A 14,895-nucleotide genomic window follows, 5' to 3' on the forward strand; every position below is an offset into this window, starting at 1 on the left:
CCGATCAAGGAGGACGTGTGCGAAGAGGGATGCTGGTGGCCGCGACGATCGCGGCACTCATACTGACCGCGACCGCCTGCAGCGCCACACCGCAGCCGCAGGCGAGTCTCGATCTGCCGGCGAAGGACCAAGCCGCGTGGGTGATGCCGCTCGACCAGTTCCACGTCGCGGGGCTCGAGCAGGTGGTGACCGCCGCCGAGGACGGGCTCATCGCCGAGTGCCTCGCGAAGTCCGGCGTCGACTGGCCGGCCACCCACGACGACATCGAGGGGCAGCTGACGTGGAAGAGCTCGTCGCAGACGTGGTCGAACATCCCGCTCATGACCAAGGAATCGGCCCAGAAGTGGGGGTACGGCTTTGAACCCGCGGGAGGCGCAGCCGCACAAGCGAAGAAGCAGGCTCGGGCCAAGAAGCTCAATGCCATCGCCGACGCCACGCCGGGCTTTGAGGCGCTGTTCCGCCCGTGCCTCACGGCCGCTCGCAAGCAGCTGCCTCCTTTGTCGGACAGCCTGAACCAGCTCGTGGCATACGTGTGGGATGCCCGAGACGCCGCGGCGAACGAGAAAGACGTGCGGGATGCCGCTGCCCGGTGGCGCGCCTGCTTGCAGAAAGCCGGCTACTCGGGGCTGCCGAACAGCCCCGTCGACGCGATGCCGACCGACGCGTTGCGTGCCCAGGTGGGAATTCCGGCCTTCGGGAAGCAGGATGGTGGCCCCATCGCCGCCGCCACGCCCCAGGAGATCACCCTCGCGCTCGCCGATGTGGCCTGCCGCGACTCGAGCGGCTGGGCAAAGGCGCAGTACGCGGCGGAGTGGGATCAGGAAGTGAAGATCCTGAACAAGAACGCCGACCGGATCGTCCGCGACCATGACGCGGATCTTGCGACCCTGAAGAAGGACCTCGCCGTGCTCGCCGCGCATCCGGACGAGCAATGAGCCGCGTCGTCGCGATCGGGGCGGCAGCGGTCGGCGCGATCGCGCTGGTTGCGGGCGGATGGTTCGCCGCCGCGGCCTTCACCTCGCCCGCGCAGCGCGCCGCAGCTGCGGCCGCGCCGGAGGAGCAGCCGATCGTCGCCGAGGTGTCGCGCGGTGATCTCATCGAACAGCGGACGCTGCCCGGGCAGGTGCAGCCGCAGGCAGCGTCCACGGTGTCGCTGGTCGCCGTGCCCGACGCGCCGCGCAGCGTCGTGACGGCCAGCCCGCTACGCGTGGACGCCACGGTGAAGGCCGGCGACGTCGTCGTCCGGATCAACGGATCGCCGGTGTTCGCCCTCGCCTCGCCGTTCGCGTTCTACCGCGATCTCGGCGTCGGCGACCACGGGCCCGATGTGACACAGCTGCAGAAGGCCCTCGTCGGCGCGGGATATCTGTCGACCGTAGACGGCAGATTCGGCGCGGCGACCGCCCGTGCAGTCGCCGCGCTGTACGCCGCACACGGTGACGTCGCGCCGACACGCGATGATCCGGCATCCACCACCGCACCGGCGGTCGACGCCGACGCCGACGACGCCCCGCCGGTCGTGGCCCACGCCTCGCCCTATCTGCCGTACGCGGCGGTCGCGGCGCTGCCGAGCCTTCCCGCGCGGGTCGCCTCGACACCCGCGGTCGGGGCGGACGCGGCATCCGCCCAGATCACCGTCTCGTCGGCGTCGCTCGTCGCCCGCGTCAGCGTCACGGATGATGCGCGGGATGCCGTCACCCGCGGCGCACGGGTCGATTGCGCGATCGGCGGCACCGACATCACCCGGTGCCGGGTCGCGGCGGTCGCCGACGAGAAGTCCGCCGACACCGGCGGGGCGGCAGGGGATGCGGCAACCGACATCACCACGCGCTCCGCCGATCTCGTGCCCGCCGACGGCTCGGCGATCCCGCAGACCGCCGCGGACGTGCCCGCCACGGCCGTCGTCACCGTCCGGACGATCGCCACCGATGCCCTGCTCCTTCCCGCCACGGCCGTCGCCGATCGCGGCGGCAGCGCCGGCGCCGTGCTGCGCCGCGGCGACGACGGCGCCTTCCATGAGGTGCGTGTCACGGTGATCGGCGCGACCGGGGGAGAGGTCGCGGTCCGCGGCGACCTTGACGCGGGCGATACCGTCCGGGTGGGCTGATGGCCCTGCTCGAGCTGCGCGGGGTCTCGCGCGTCTACGGCGGTGCCGGCGCGCCCGTGCACGCGCTGCGTGATGTCGACCTCGACATCGAGCTGGGCGAGTTCGTGGCGATCGTCGGGCCGTCCGGGGGAGGCAAGACGACGCTGCTGTCGATCCTCGGCTGCCTCGATGCGCCGACCGGCGGCACCTACCGCATCGACGGCGAGGGTGTTCCCGCTCGCGAGGGCGCCGCGCTCACCGCGCTGCGCGCGCGCACGTTCGGGTTCATCTTCCAGGGCTTCCACCTGCTCGAACAGCGGGCCGCCCGTGACAGCGTCGAGCTCGGGCTGCTGTACCTCGGCGTGCCGCGTGCCGAGCGCGCCCGGCGGGCCGCACGCGCCGCCGAGACGGTGGGTATGGCCGATCGGCTGACGACGACGGCAGCGCTCCTGTCGGGCGGGCAACGTCAGCGCCTGGCGATCGCCCGCGCCACGGCGACCGGGGCGCCGGTGGTGCTCGCCGACGAGCCGACCGGCAACCTCGACTCGGCCAGCGGCGCGCGCGTCATGGCCGAACTGCAGCGGCTGCATCGCGAGGGGACGGCGGTGGTCGTCGTCACGCACTCGGCCGAGGTCGCGGCGCTTGCCGACCGGGTTGTGCAGATCGCCGACGGGCGGGTCTCCGCGCCGCCCGCGCGGCAGAACCCGCCGGTCGCCGAGGGCACTGCGCCGCGCGCTCATCGGCTGCGCACCGGAGACGTGGTGAGGGATGCCGCCGCCTCGCTGCGCTCGCGGATGCGCCAGAGCCTCGCGCTCGGCCTCACCGTCGCCCTCACGGTCGGGCTGCTCGTGACGACGCTGGGGTTCGAGGCCTCCGCCCGCGCGCAGGTCGACGCCACGTTCGACGCGCACGCGAACCGCGAGGTCACCGTCTCGTGGACCGCGGGCTCAGACGCTCCGCCGCACGCGCCGGAACCCGCGCGGGCCGTGGAGGCGCTGGATGCCATGCCCGGCGTGTCGGCGGTGGCCGTCGTGCGCGACTACGGCGAGCTGTCGGTCGGCAGCATGCTCGGTGGCCAGACGGTCGCCGGCCCCTATGCGGTCGCGGTGCACGCCGCCGTCGGCCGGCTCGCCGTGGCAACCGACGCAGAAATGCGCTGGGCGCCGCACGCCGACCACACCGTCGGCAAAGGCGAAGTGCTCGTCGGTGCCGCGCTGGCCGCACGTCTCCAGCTCGCACCGCTGGCCGATGCCCCGGTGATCGAGGTGGCCGGGCGCGAGCTCGTGGTCACCGGCATCCTCGAATCCTCCGCGCGGCTGCCTGAGCTGGCAGGGCAGGTGATCGTTTCGCCCGACGACGCACCCGACCATGAGCCGAATCGCAACCGTGCGCTCATCATGACGACACCCGGTGCCGCGCAGCAGGTGGGCACACGCGTCGCGCGCGTGCTCGACGCGTTCCAGCCCGAGCAGTACAGCGTCGAGCGCCCGGCCGATCCGCGCACGCTGCGGGCCGAGGTGCAGGAGGGTGTGCGCGTCGCCTTGATCGGCTTCACCGGCCTGGCGGCCCTGGTCGCCGTGCTGTCACTGGCCAACTCCGTCGCGGCGGCCGTGGGGGCGCGACGCGCCGAGCTCGGTCTGCGGCGCGCACTCGGCGCTCGGGCAGGACATCTCGCGGGACTCGTCATCACCGAGACCGGCCTGCTCGGCGCGGCCGGTGGTGTCGTGGGGCTGTTCGCCGGGTTCGCGGCCATCCTCGTGTTCACCGTCCTGCACCGCTGGATGCCGGTGTTCGATCTGCGGCTCGCGCCGCTCGCGGTGCTCGCGGGGTGCGTGATCGGGTGCGCCTCGGCGGTCGTCGGGGCGGTGCGGGCGGCCCGCGTGCGGCCGGCCGACGCGTTGAGACAATGAATGCGACATCCCGATGTCAGGATTCCGTCGCTGCGGCGACCTTACAGTCAGAAGACGCACGACGACGCGGCGAGGAGGCATGTGGACGCCAGACGAACCGCGTTCGAAGCCGTGTTCATCCGGCATCACGCCGCCGTGCTGCGCTTCGTGCAGCGACGCGTCGACGATCGGGAGCGTGCAGAGGAGCTGGCGATGGACTGCTTCGAGATAGCGTGGCGGCGGTTCGATCCTGCCGCGCCCTTCGAGTTGCCGTGGCTGCTGCAGACCGCGCGCAACCTCGTCGGCACGTCGTATCGACGTCGCGACCGCGAACGCGCGGGCCTCGAAGATCTCGCCGGTGCCGTGCGTGACCGCGGCGGTGCCGATGACCTCGAGCGGCTGGAGGTCCGGCTGGCGATGGAGGCGCTGCGCCCCGCCGACTGCGAGGTGCTGCAACTGGTCTATTGGGATGGGCTGTCGGCCGACGAGGCGGCGGAGGTCCTGGGATGCCGCACCGCCGCCGTGTGGAAGAGGCTCAGCCGCGCGCGCTCGGCGCTGCGGAAGCGCCTGGAACCGGAGGCGGCGTCGCCCGCACGGTTTCCGGAGAAGGGGGTGAGTGACCTTGCGCTGGACTGAGGAAGAATTGGATGCCGCGATCCGGGCGGCCGACCCGGCCGTGGCGCCCGCGGGGGCCGAGCCGTCGGCCACGGCCCGCGCGCGGCTGCAGGCCATCATGGCCGAAGCGGTGTCGGCGCCGGCCGCGCCGCCGCGCCGTGGACGTGCACGGGTCGCCGGTTGGAGCATCGGCGGCGTGGTCGCCGGCCTCGCCGCGGCCGTCACCGTCGCGGTCGTGGTGACCACCGCGGTGCCGGCGCCCGCGGTGGCGGTCACGCCGCCGCCGCTCGAGCCCACCCCGATCGCGGCGACCCTGCCGCAGCTGATGGCGGAGTCGGTCCGCACGCTCGACACCGAACCCGCGGGGACCCTCGCCCGCAACGGCCAGGTCGTGACGTGGCAGATGCCCGACGGCGAAGACCGCGGGCCCATCGTGCCCGAGCGTTACAAGTGGGTTCCCGACGGCGACGGGACCGGGCATCTGAAGGTCGTGACCGACCCGGCCTACTCCGTGGTGGACGGCAAGGTCGCAGCCCCCACGGGCGACGTCCCCACGCCGGGGACGACCGTCGCGCCGCAGCGGTGGGCGAACGGTCGGGGGCTGTTCCCCGAGGCACCGCCGTCCGACGGGCCGGATGCGCTGGCCGCATACCTGCGTGCGCACGTGCCGCTGCCGGCATCCCCCGACGCCATGAACTACTTCGGCGCGCTCAGCATCCTGCTGGGGGAGTGGACGCTGACCCCGCAGCAGCATGCCGACGCGCTGCAGCTGCTCGAACAGACAGGCGATCTGCGGGTGCTGGGCCGAGTCACCGACAGACTCGGACGAGACGGTGTCGCCTTCTCGATCCACTCGGCGAAGCGCCCGCAGTTCACCGTGACGGTGGTGCTGGATGCCGCGACCCGCCGCATCATCGCGGCCGACACCGTCTACGCCGGCGGCGTCGACACGATCGATGCCGCGCCCGGCTCGGTGGTCGAGTACTCGGCGTGGGTCGCGCCCTGACGGCTACGCGCGCGGCGCGACGGCCTCCCACGGCACGGTGACCTCGCCCAGGCGCCAACGCGAGCGGTTCCGCAGCGGCCAGCCGGCGTCGACGAGCGCCTGCATCGCCGCGCGCCAGCGCTGCACCGGCCCGAACGGCGACATGGCCGCCGCGCGGTTCCACTCGCGATCAAGCGCCGAGATGAAGTCGTGGATGCGCTCGCCGGGCACATTGCGATGGATGAGCGCCTTCGGCAGCCGCTCCGCAGCGATCGAGGGACGCTCCAGGGTCGCCAAGCGCAGCGAGATCGTCAGCGACCGGGGCACGCCGCGGTCGTCGACGGCGATCCAACTGGAGACGCGCCCGATCTCGTCGCAGGTGCCCTCCACCACGAGTCCCGCGGGCGCGAGCCGCGCGGACATTCGACCCCAGGCATCCCGCACGTCGTTCTCGTCGTACTGGCGCAGCACATTGAACGCGCGGATCACCGCAGGTCGTCGCGCGTGCGGGGTCGGCACCTCGAACCCGCCCCGTGCGAACGAGACCCGGGCATCGGGCGCGAACGGCGTGCGTCGCGCCCGCACTTCGTCGAGCTGCGCCCGCGCCCGCGCGACGCGGTCGGGGTCCAGCTCGAGGCCCAGCACGTGGACGTCGCGGCGCACCGGACGCAACCGCGCTTCGAGTTCGAGTGCCGTCACGCCGCTGGCGCCGTATCCGAGGTCGACGACCAGCGGGTCGGCGGCACGACGCAGGGTGGGGTGGCGGGCGATCCAGCGATCGACACGGCGCAACCGATTGGTCCCCGTCGTGCCGCGCGTCGGACGGCCGACGGGGGAGGATGTCATCACCTCTATGATCTCACCGGGCCGTCTGTAAGCTGGCTCCATGACCGCGCCGTACACACTGATCCTGCTCCGCCACGGGCAGAGCGAGTGGAACAAGTCCAACCAGTTCACCGGATGGGTGGATGTCCGTCTCACCGACCAGGGCAAGGCTGAGGCCCAGCGCGGCGGCGAGTTGCTGGCCGAGAAGGGTCTGCACCCCGACATCGTGCACACCTCGGTGCTCTCTCGCGCCATCCAGACCGCAGATATCGCGCTCGACGCGGCAGACCGGCTCTGGATCCCGGTGAAGCGCTCGTGGCGGCTGAACGAGCGCCACTACGGTGCACTGCAGGGCAAAGACAAGGCGCAGACCCTCGCCGAGTTCGGCGAGGAGCAGTTCATGCTCTGGCGCCGCTCGTTCGACGTGCCGCCGCCCGAGCTCGCTGATGACGCCGAGTACAGCCAGGCGCACGATCCGCGCTACGCCGACATCGACGGCGACATCCCGCGCACCGAGTCGCTCAAGCTGGTCATCGACCGGCTGCTGCCGTACTGGCACGGCGAGATCGTGCCCGATCTGCAGGCCGGCAAGACAGTGCTCGTGGCTGCGCACGGCAACTCGCTGCGCGCCCTCGTCAAGCACCTCGATGGGATCAGCGACGACGACATCGCAGCGCTGAACATTCCGACCGGCATCCCGCTCGTCTATCACCTCGGCGAAGACCTGCAGCCGCTGGGGCCGGGGGAGTACCTCGACCCCGAGGCCGCCGCCGCGGGTGCCGCGGCCGTCGCGAACCAGGGCAAGTAGCGCCGCGAGACGCGCGACGGGCCGCCGGGGGAATTCCCGGCGGCCCGGTTCACGTCATGCCGGGATCGCCCGCCCCGAATCAGGTGTTCTCGCGAGATCAGGCCGATTCGGCTCCACAATGTCCTGATCTCGCGAAAACACCTGATTTCGTGACGGGGTTCGCGCGGGTAAGGCGCGGCATCCGCTCCGTACCCTCGAACTCAGTCGTCTCCGGCCCAGTCGCCGGTGGCGAGGTAGACGACCTTCTTGGCCACCGATACGGCGTGATCGGCGAACCGCTCGTGATAGCGGCTGGCAAGGGTCGCATCGACGGTGGCCGAGGCCTCACCCTGCCAGCTGTCGCTGAGCACCTTCTCGAACACGGCGATGTGCAGTTCGTCCACGTCGTCGTCGGCATTGCGGATGCGCTCCGCCAGATCGAGGTTCTCGGTGCGCAGCAGTTCGGCGAGCGTGCGTGCGACGTCCACATCGAGCTCGCCCATCTTCGTGAAGGTGGCCTTCAGGCCCTTCGGGATCGCCCGTTCCGGAAAGCGCATGCGCGTCAGCTGTGCGATGTGCTCGGCGATGTCGCCCATGCGCTCCAGGGAGGCCGAGACCCTCAGGCTCATCACCACGATCCGCAGGTCGCGCGCGACCGGCTGCTGCCGGGCGAGGATCTCGATCGCCAGCTCGTCGAGCGCGAGTGCCCGCTCGTCGATGACGCTGTCGGCGTCGATGACCTCCTCGGCCAGCGTCACATCGCTCGTGCCGAACGCCGTCGTGGCCTTCTCCATGGCCGTGGCAACGAGCTCGGCGATCTCGACGAGTCCGTTCTGGAGCTCTTCGAGGGACTGATGGAACACCTCGCGCATGCGGATACCCGTTCTGATCGGAAAGTCGGTCGATGCGATCTTCGCCATCGAAGGTTAACGGACGGTGTCGCGGCGGCGAACTCTTCGGCCACGGTGCACGGCTGGTGAACGAGGGATGTCGCGGGCCCATACCCTGTTCGTATGGATGCCGCGGAGCTCGCTCTGTTCGCGCTGCTCATCGGGGCGGTGCTGGGGGTGTCGGTCGCGCTCGTGGTCGCGGCGGCGTACCGGGCGCGCGACCGCGCCGTGCGGCGTGGAGCTATCACCGTTCCGGAGGGCATCGGGACCGTCCTTGCCGGCATGGATGATGCGGCCGTCGTGGTGGATCCGTCGGGCACGGTGGTTGTGGCATCCACCCCCGCCGCCGAGGCGGGGCTCGTGGAGGGCCGCACCCTCCCGGAGGCGCAGCTTGCGCTGCTCGCCCGCGCCGCACGCGCAGGCACCGCCTCGGACCCGGTCGTGGTGCCGCTGCGCAGTGCCGGGGAGGTGCGATCGGTCGCCGTCCACGCGCGCGCCATCGCGCCGCGCCTGGTGCTGCTCGTGCTCCACGACGTGACCGAGCAGGAGCGCCTGGCGAAGATGCGCCGCGACTTCATCGCCAACACGAGCCATGAGCTGAAGACGCCCGCGGGTGCGGTGAGCCTGCTGGGTGAGGCGATCGAGTCGGCGGCCGACGATCCGGCCGAGGTGCGCGGCTTCGCGCGGCGTTTGCGGGCGGAGGCCGAGCGCCTGGGGGCTCTCACGACCCGCATCATGACGCTCTCGCAGCTGGAGGCCGACGAACCCCTTGCGATGCGCGAGGTGCCGGTCGACGAATTGGTCACGGGCGCCATCGAGGCGCACGCCGCGCAGGCCGACGCCGCGCGGGTCCAGATCGTGCGCGGCGGCGAGACCGGTGCACAGCTTTACGGCGACCCGCGGCTGCTCTCGGAGGCGCTCGGCAATCTCATCGCGAACGCGATCGCGTACTCCTCGCCCGCGACCCATGTCGGCGTGGGCGTGAAGACGGTCGGGGGCGTCGTCGAGATCTCCGTCACCGATCAGGGCATCGGCATCGCCGAAGACGACCAGGAGCGCATCTTCGAGCGCTTCTACCGCGCAGATCGCGCGCGCTCTCGCCGCACGGGCGGCACCGGCTTGGGCCTGGCCATCGTCAAGCATGCCGTGCAGCGGCACGGCGGCGAGGTGCGTCTGTGGTCGAGGCCTGGGCAGGGTTCGACGTTCACGATCCGTCTGCCGCAGGCGGTTCGCGATGCCGCGGACGAGGCCGCCCTGCGGCATCCCACCCGCTCATCCGACAAGAAGAAGCGCAAGCGACGGAAGGACAGCGCCGCATGACCCGTGTATTGATCGTCGAGGACGAACCCGATCTCGCCGACCCCCTCGCCTACCTGCTTCGTCGAGAGGGGTTCGAGGTCGAGATCGCCGGGGACGGCAACGCGGCCCTGGCCACGTTCCAAGCGCACGGGGCCGACATCGTGCTGCTCGACCTGATGCTGCCCGGGATGCCCGGCACCGAGGTGTGCCGGCAGATCCGCACGACCAGTGCGGTGCCCATCATCATGGTGACGGCCAAAGACACCGAGATCGACATCGTCGTCGGGCTCGAGCTGGGCGCCGACGACTACATCACCAAGCCGTACTCGGCACGTGAGCTGCTGGCGCGCATGCGGGCGGTGCTGCGCCGCACCGCGGAGGCCGACGCGGACCTCGATGACGGCGTGCTCGAGGCCGGGCGCGTGCGGCTCGATGCCGATCGGCACATCGTCACGGTGGGCGGTGAGGCAGTGAACATGCCGCTGAAGGAATTCGAGTTGCTCGAGGTGCTGATGCGCAACGCGGGCCGCGTGCTGACCCGCGGGCAGCTCATCGACCGCGTATGGGGGAGCGACTACTTCGGCGACACCAAGACGCTCGACGTGCACGTCAAGCGCATCCGGTCGCGCATCGAGGCCGACCCGCGCAACCCGGTGATGCTCGTCACCGTGCGCGGGCTCGGCTATCGCTTCGAAGAGGCGTGAGGGTCAGGACGCCGGGGTCTCGGTCGCCATGGGCGTCGGCGTCGGCGTCGGGACGAAGCCGGTGAGGTATTCCTCGCCGCCGTCCAGCACAGGCACGTTGGCCTGGGCACCGGCGGCCGTGCCGGACTGGAAGTACACCTTCACGGTGAGGCCGGGCTTGACGCCCAGGTTGTCGAGGCGCAGCGGGTCGACGTTCTCGCCGAGGCTCGACACGCTGTGCGCGGCCACGCGCACGGTCTCGCTGATCTTGCCGGCGGAAGCCTCGACCTGGACGTTGAGGGTCTGATCATCGGCCGTGGTGTTGACGATCGTGGCGATGAGGTTGCCGGTGCTGCCGTCGTCGGTCGCGACGATCAGCGCGTTGCGCACCTGCAGCGGGGCGCCTTCGGTGTCGGCGACGTTGATGCCGTCACTGGGTGAGTAGGGGATCGTCGTGTCCTGCGCGGAGATCATGGAGCAACCAGTGGCGCCCATGACGACGGCGGCGCAGACGGCGATGGACGCGAGCAGGCGCGATTTCACGGTTCCTCCCAGGGCAAGACGATAAGCTCTTGCATTCTACGGGGTCCTCGGGAACCGCGAGACATCGCTTCTGCAGCGACGCAGAGCGAACCTTAGTGCATACGCGCTGTGGTATCCTGGTAGTTGCCGAAAGGATATAACTGCATGCTTTTTGAGGTTGGCGAGACGGTCGTTTATCCGCACCACGGGGCGGCGACGATCGCGGAAGTGAAGACCCGAGTCATCAAGGGCGAAGAGAAGGTCTATCTGAAGCTCCGCGTCACCCAAGGCGATCTGACCATCGAGGTGCCGGCTGAGAACGTCGACCTGGTCGGCGTCCGCGACGTCATCGGCAAGGAGGGGCTCGAGAAGGTCTTCGAGGTCCTGCGCGCGCCGTTCACGGAAGAGCCCACGAACTGGTCGCGCCGGTACAAGGCGAACCTCGAGAAGCTCGCCTCCGGTGACGTCATCAAGGTGAGCGAGGTCGTGCGCGACCTGTGGCGCCGTGATCAGGACCGCGGCTTGTCCGCGGGCGAGAAGCGGATGCTCGCCAAGGCGCGTCAGATCCTCGTCTCCGAGCTCGCGCTTGCTGAGAAGACCGATGAAGAGAAGGCCAGCGGCCTGCTCGACGAGGTGCTCGCCTCCTGAGCGCGATTCCCCGGGTCGGCATCGGCACAGACGTGCACCGCTTCGGCGGTGCGGGAGTGCTGTGGTTGGCCGGGCTGGAATGGCCGGGCGAACCGGCTCTTGAGGGGCATTCCGACGGGGATGCCGTGGCCCACGCCATCGTGGACGCTCTGCTGTCCGCAGCGGGCCTCGGCGATATCGGCACGCACTTCGGTGTCGACCAGCCGGAAGCGTCGGGCGCCCATGCTGCGGCGTTTCTCGCGCGCAGCCTTGAGCTCGTGGCCAAGGCAGGCTTCGCCGTCGGCAACGTCGCCGTGCAGGTGCAGGCGAACAGGCCGCGGCTGACGCCGCGCCGGGCCGAGGCTGAGGCTGTGCTGTCGGCGGCGCTCGGCGGTGCACCCGTGTCGGTGTCGGCGACGACCACCGACGGCCTGGGCTTCACCGGCCGCGGCGAGGGCGTCGCGGCCCACGCCGTGGCGCTGCTCCTGCCGCTGCCGCTCACGCGCTGACCCCGGCCGGCCTTTCGCGAGGTCGTACGTGTTTTCGCGAGGTCGTACGTGTTTTCGCGAGGTCGTAGGTGTTTTCGCGAGGTCGTACCTCTCCTCTTCAGAGGCCGCGGGTCATGAACACCGACCGCGGGTCGCGTCGGTAGTCGCCGAACGGCTCGCACCGCATGAAACCCTCGCTCGCGTACAGGCTTCGGGCCGGCAAGAAGGATGCCGTCGAGCCCGTCTCGAGCCACAGCCGCGGCATCCCCTCGATTTTCGCGTGCGAGATGATGTGGCGCAGCACCGCGCGTCCGACTCCGGTGCCGCGGAAGGCATCATCGACACGCATGGACTTGATCTCGCCGTCGCCCGTCTCGAGCTGCTTGAGCGCACCGATACCGGCGATGCGGTCGCCGGCCCACGCCGACCAGAACACGATGGACGGATCGCATAGCTCGTGGATGCCGAGGGCGTGGACGCTCTCGACCGGGGTCTGCGCGTGCATGTCGGTGAGATGGGCGGTGACGAGTGCCAGAGTGGGGGATGCTGTCGGGTCATCGGTGCGGATGGTCACTGCCATGGGAACTCCTTGCGTGCAGCCCGACGATATGCGAACGATGTGACAGACACATTTCGAAGTCATATCGCTGAAGGAGCGGGAGATCGGCGCTACGACCTCGCGGGATCGGCTACGACCTCGCGGGATTCGCTACGACCTCGCGGGAACGGGTGCGACCTCGGCGGAGGGGGCGGCGCCGGTAGGCTGGGTGGGTGACTCTCCGGCTCTATGACACCAAGGCGCAGACGCTGCGCGACTTCGTGCCCGGCGACCCCGAGAACGTCACGATCTACGTGTGCGGGCCGACGGTTCAGTCGGGTCCGCACGTCGGCCACTTGCGCGGGGCGCTGAGCTTCGACATCCTCACGCGCTGGCTCGAGCGCCGCTTCGGCCGCGTCACCTCGGTGCGCAACGTCACCGACATCGACGACAAGGTGCTCGTGGGCGCGACCGACACCGAGCCGTGGTGGGCCCTCGCGTACCGCATGGAGCGCGAGTTCGCGGCGGCATATGCCGCGATCGGCATCCGGCCGCCGACGTACGAGCCGCGGGCGACGGGGCACATCCCGGAGATGCTTGAGCTCATCGGCGAGCTCATCGAGCGCGGCCACGCGTACGCCGCGGCCGGCGACGTGTACTTCGACGTGCGCTCGTGGTCGGAGTACGGCGCGCTCACGCATCAGGCCCTCGACGCGATGGAATCGGCTGACGACGCCGACCCGCGCGGCAAGCGCGATCCGCACGACTTCGCGCTGTGGAAGGGCGCCAAGCCCGACGAGCCGGCGACGGCCGTGTGGGACTCGCCGTGGGGGCCGGGACGCCCCGGTTGGCACATCGAGTGCTCGGCCATGTCGCGGCGCTACCTCGGCGCGCAGTTCGACATCCACGGTGGCGGGCTCGACCTGCGCTTTCCGCACCACGAGAACGAGCTGGCGCAGTCGACGGCCGCGGGCGACGGCTTCGCCCGGTACTGGGTGCACAACGGCCTGGTCACCGTCGATGGGCAGAAGATGTCGAAGTCGCTCGGCAACTTCGTGCTCGCCCACGACTTGCTCGCCGAGCGCGACCCGCTCACCGTGCGCTACGCGCTGGCCGCAGCGCACTACCGGTCGAACCTCGACGTCTCCGACAAGGCTCTCGATGAGGCCGAGGCCGCTCTCGACCGCATCGAGACCTTCCGGCAGCGCGTCCTTCGCGCGGTGGATGCCGACCCCCTCGTGCTCGTCCCGGGCGAGATCCCTGAGGCGTTCGCGGCGGCGATGGACGACGATCTCGGGGTGCCGCAGGCACTCGCCGAAGTGCACGAGACGGTACGCGCGGGGAACTCCGCGCTGGATGCCGGTGATGCGGATGCCGCGGTCCGTGCAGCACGGGCTGTGGCCGCAATGCTCGATGTGCTCGGGCTCTCGGGCGGCGCAGTCGGCTCCGTGTATGTCGGGCCCGAGGCATCCGCCCTCGACGCCCTCGTGCAGGCGATGATCGACCAGCGCGCCCAGGCGCGGCAAGACAAGGATTGGGCGACCGCCGATCGGGTGCGCGATGCACTCGGTGCGGCAGGGATCGCTCTCGAAGACGGTCCCACCGGGACTCATTGGAGTGTGCAGAATGGCTAAGCCGAAGCGCGCCGGCAACACCGGCAACAGCAAGAAGAAGGGCCCCACCAAGGGCACCGGCGGGCACGGGCGCAAAGCGCTCGAGGGCAAGGGCCCGACCCCGAAGGCCGAAGACCGCAGCTGGCACGCCGCCGGCAAGCGCAAGGCGGCCCAGGAGCGCTACACCGCCGCCGGCGGCAAGCCCAAGGCCAAACCCGTCGACATGAACCGCGCCGCGCGTGCGAAGAAGAACGACGACACCGAGACCGTCACCGGCCGCAACAGCGTGCTCGAGGCGCTGCGGGCGAAGATCCCGGCCATCGCGCTGTATATCGCGCAGCGCGTCGAGATGGACGATCGCGTCAAAGAGATGCTCGCCATCGCCACGCACCGCGAGATTCCGGTGCTGGAGGTCACACGCCCCGAGCTCGACCGCATGTCGGGCATCGACGGGGTGCACCAGGGCGTTGCGCTCAAGGTGCCGCCGTACAGCTACGCGCACCCGCAGGACCTCCTCGAGAACATCTTCGAGTCGGGTCAGACCCCGCTTCTGGTCGCGCTCGACGGCGTGACCGATCCGCGCAACCTCGGCGCGATCATCCGCTCGGCGGCCGCCTTCGGCGGGCAGGGCGTGATCGTGCCGCAGCGCCGCTCGGCCGGTGTGACGTCGGCGGCATGGAAGACGAGCGCCGGCGCGGCCGCCCGCATTCCGGTCGCCATGGCCCCGAACCTGACGACCACGCTCAAGGAATTCAAGAAGCAGGGCGTGTTCGTACTCGGCCTGGACGGTGACGGCGACGTGTCGCTGCCGCACCTCGAGCTGGCCGACCGTCCGGTGGTCATCGTGTGCGGGTCCGAAGGCAAGGGCCTCTCGCGACTGGTGACCGAGACGTGCGACCAGATCGTCTCGATCCCGATCTCGGCCGCTACCGAGTCGCTGAACGCCGGCATCGCCACCTCCGTCGCTCTGTACCAGGTCGCCACGACCCGCGCAGCGCTGCAGGGGGAATGAACTCGACCCTGCGCGAATTGCACTCCCCGGAACATC

Annotated in this window: 15 protein-coding genes and 1 pseudogene; 12 read left to right on the top strand and 4 right to left on the bottom strand. The window is 70.6% G+C overall.

Features of this window, described 5'->3' with window-relative positions; all coding sequences use genetic code 11:
* The first annotated feature begins 17 nt into the window (after window positions 1–17).
* The 5 genes from PU630_RS04550 to PU630_RS04570 are packed head-to-tail and all read left to right on the top strand — an operon-like array spanning window position 18 to window position 5,596.
* Window positions 18–935, top strand: a complete 918-nt coding sequence (locus PU630_RS04550) for a hypothetical protein (protein WP_275279175.1) — start codon at window positions 18–20, stop codon at window positions 933–935.
* Entirely contained in the window at window positions 932–2,107 is a 1,176-nt protein-coding gene (locus tag PU630_RS04555; RefSeq protein WP_275279176.1) for a peptidoglycan-binding protein, read from the top strand. The genes PU630_RS04550 and PU630_RS04555 overlap by 4 nt, the downstream gene beginning before the upstream one ends.
* Window positions 2,107–3,996, top strand: coding sequence for an ABC transporter ATP-binding protein/permease (locus PU630_RS04560; protein ID WP_275279177.1), 1,890 nt, complete (start codon window positions 2,107–2,109; stop codon window positions 3,994–3,996). The genes PU630_RS04555 and PU630_RS04560 overlap by 1 nt, the downstream gene beginning before the upstream one ends.
* Entirely contained in the window at window positions 3,997–4,611 is a 615-nt protein-coding gene (locus PU630_RS04565; protein ID WP_275279179.1) for an RNA polymerase sigma factor, read from the top strand.
* On the top strand, window positions 4,592–5,596 hold the full coding sequence (locus PU630_RS04570; RefSeq protein ID WP_275279180.1) for a hypothetical protein: 1,005 nt from the start codon (window positions 4,592–4,594) through the stop codon (window positions 5,594–5,596). Before PU630_RS04565 ends, PU630_RS04570 begins: the two co-directional genes overlap by 20 nt.
* Before the next feature lie 3 nt (window positions 5,597–5,599).
* Here PU630_RS04570 and PU630_RS04575 read toward each other — a convergent pair whose 3' ends face one another.
* Window positions 5,600–6,421 carry a class I SAM-dependent methyltransferase gene (locus tag PU630_RS04575; RefSeq protein WP_275279182.1) on the bottom strand — a complete coding sequence of 274 codons (822 nt, stop codon included), beginning with the start codon at window positions 6,419–6,421 and terminating at the stop codon, window positions 5,600–5,602.
* Window positions 6,422–6,461: 40 nt separating this feature from the next.
* Here PU630_RS04575 and PU630_RS04580 point away from each other — a divergent pair, with 40 nt between their 5' ends.
* On the top strand, window positions 6,462–7,208 hold the full coding sequence (locus PU630_RS04580) for a phosphoglyceromutase (protein ID WP_275279183.1): 747 nt from the start codon (window positions 6,462–6,464) through the stop codon (window positions 7,206–7,208).
* A 200-nt stretch (window positions 7,209–7,408) separates the two neighbouring features.
* On the opposite strand, the gene phoU is transcribed toward PU630_RS04580, so the two are convergent.
* The gene (phoU, locus tag PU630_RS04585) at window positions 7,409–8,059 is read right to left on the bottom strand and encodes a phosphate signaling complex protein PhoU (RefSeq protein WP_275280026.1); all 651 of its coding nucleotides are present in this window, start codon (window positions 8,057–8,059) and stop codon (window positions 7,409–7,411) included.
* Window positions 8,060–8,200: 141 nt separating this feature from the next.
* Here phoU and PU630_RS04590 point away from each other — a divergent pair, with 141 nt between their 5' ends.
* A complete protein-coding gene (locus PU630_RS04590) occupies window positions 8,201–9,397 on the top strand; it encodes a sensor histidine kinase (RefSeq protein ID WP_275279184.1) in 1,197 nt (398 codons plus the stop codon).
* Complete coding sequence (locus PU630_RS04595) at window positions 9,394–10,080, top strand: response regulator transcription factor (protein WP_275279185.1); 687 nt, start codon at window positions 9,394–9,396, stop codon at window positions 10,078–10,080. The genes PU630_RS04590 and PU630_RS04595 overlap by 4 nt, the downstream gene beginning before the upstream one ends.
* A gap of 3 nt (window positions 10,081–10,083) precedes the next feature.
* On the opposite strand, the gene PU630_RS04600 is transcribed toward PU630_RS04595, so the two are convergent.
* The gene (locus PU630_RS04600) at window positions 10,084–10,602 is read right to left on the bottom strand and encodes a DNA modification methylase (RefSeq protein WP_275279187.1); all 519 of its coding nucleotides are present in this window, start codon (window positions 10,600–10,602) and stop codon (window positions 10,084–10,086) included.
* Window positions 10,603–10,746: 144 nt separating this feature from the next.
* Between PU630_RS04600 and PU630_RS04605 the strand changes: the two genes are divergently transcribed.
* Both PU630_RS04605 and ispF read left to right on the top strand, forming a co-directional pair.
* On the top strand, window positions 10,747–11,229 hold the full coding sequence (locus PU630_RS04605; protein ID WP_275279188.1) for a CarD family transcriptional regulator: 483 nt from the start codon (window positions 10,747–10,749) through the stop codon (window positions 11,227–11,229).
* Window positions 11,214–11,717: pseudogene (ispF, locus tag PU630_RS04610) on the top strand (2-C-methyl-D-erythritol 2,4-cyclodiphosphate synthase); the annotation flags it as partial. The gene PU630_RS04605 and the pseudogene ispF, both read left to right, overlap by 16 nt.
* Before the next feature lie 97 nt (window positions 11,718–11,814).
* Here ispF and PU630_RS04615 read toward each other — a convergent pair.
* Window positions 11,815–12,276, bottom strand: coding sequence for a GNAT family N-acetyltransferase (locus PU630_RS04615; protein ID WP_275279189.1), 462 nt, complete (start codon window positions 12,274–12,276; stop codon window positions 11,815–11,817).
* A gap of 191 nt (window positions 12,277–12,467) precedes the next feature.
* On the opposite strand from PU630_RS04615, the gene cysS reads away from it, so the two are divergent.
* Complete coding sequence (gene cysS, locus PU630_RS04620) at window positions 12,468–13,868, top strand: cysteine--tRNA ligase (RefSeq protein WP_275279190.1); 1,401 nt, start codon at window positions 12,468–12,470, stop codon at window positions 13,866–13,868.
* Window positions 13,861–14,859 carry a 23S rRNA (guanosine(2251)-2'-O)-methyltransferase RlmB gene (gene rlmB, locus PU630_RS04625; protein ID WP_275279191.1) on the top strand — a complete coding sequence of 333 codons (999 nt, stop codon included), beginning with the start codon at window positions 13,861–13,863 and terminating at the stop codon, window positions 14,857–14,859. The genes cysS and rlmB overlap by 8 nt, the downstream gene beginning before the upstream one ends.
* The last annotated feature ends 36 nt before the right edge of the window (window positions 14,860–14,895 follow it).

Origin of the sequence: Microbacterium horticulturae, assembly GCF_029094505.1 — a bacterium.
Lineage (GTDB): Bacteria > Actinomycetota > Actinomycetes > Actinomycetales > Microbacteriaceae > Microbacterium > Microbacterium horticulturae.

Bases quoted from the DNA above. Each gene is read 5' to 3' on its own strand.
- PU630_RS04575 (WP_275279182.1), bottom strand. From the start codon at position 6,421: ATGACATCCTCCCCCGTCGGCCGTCCGACGCGCGGCACGACGGGGACC.
- PU630_RS04565 (WP_275279179.1), top strand. From the start codon at position 3,997: ATGCGACATCCCGATGTCAGGATTCCGTCGCTGCGGCGACCTTACAGT.
- rlmB (WP_275279191.1), top strand. From the start codon at position 13,861: ATGGCTAAGCCGAAGCGCGCCGGCAACACCGGCAACAGCAAGAAGAAG.
- PU630_RS04590 (WP_275279184.1), top strand. From the start codon at position 8,201: ATGGATGCCGCGGAGCTCGCTCTGTTCGCGCTGCTCATCGGGGCGGTG.
- PU630_RS04560 (WP_275279177.1), top strand. From the start codon at position 2,107: ATGGCCCTGCTCGAGCTGCGCGGGGTCTCGCGCGTCTACGGCGGTGCC.
- PU630_RS04555 (WP_275279176.1), top strand. From the start codon at position 932: ATGAGCCGCGTCGTCGCGATCGGGGCGGCAGCGGTCGGCGCGATCGCG.
- PU630_RS04605 (WP_275279188.1), top strand. From the start codon at position 10,747: ATGCTTTTTGAGGTTGGCGAGACGGTCGTTTATCCGCACCACGGGGCG.
- PU630_RS04595 (WP_275279185.1), top strand. From the start codon at position 9,394: ATGACCCGTGTATTGATCGTCGAGGACGAACCCGATCTCGCCGACCCC.
- PU630_RS04580 (WP_275279183.1), top strand. From the start codon at position 6,462: ATGACCGCGCCGTACACACTGATCCTGCTCCGCCACGGGCAGAGCGAG.
- phoU (WP_275280026.1), bottom strand. From the start codon at position 8,059: ATGCGCGAGGTGTTCCATCAGTCCCTCGAAGAGCTCCAGAACGGACTC.
- PU630_RS04615 (WP_275279189.1), bottom strand. From the start codon at position 12,276: ATGGCAGTGACCATCCGCACCGATGACCCGACAGCATCCCCCACTCTG.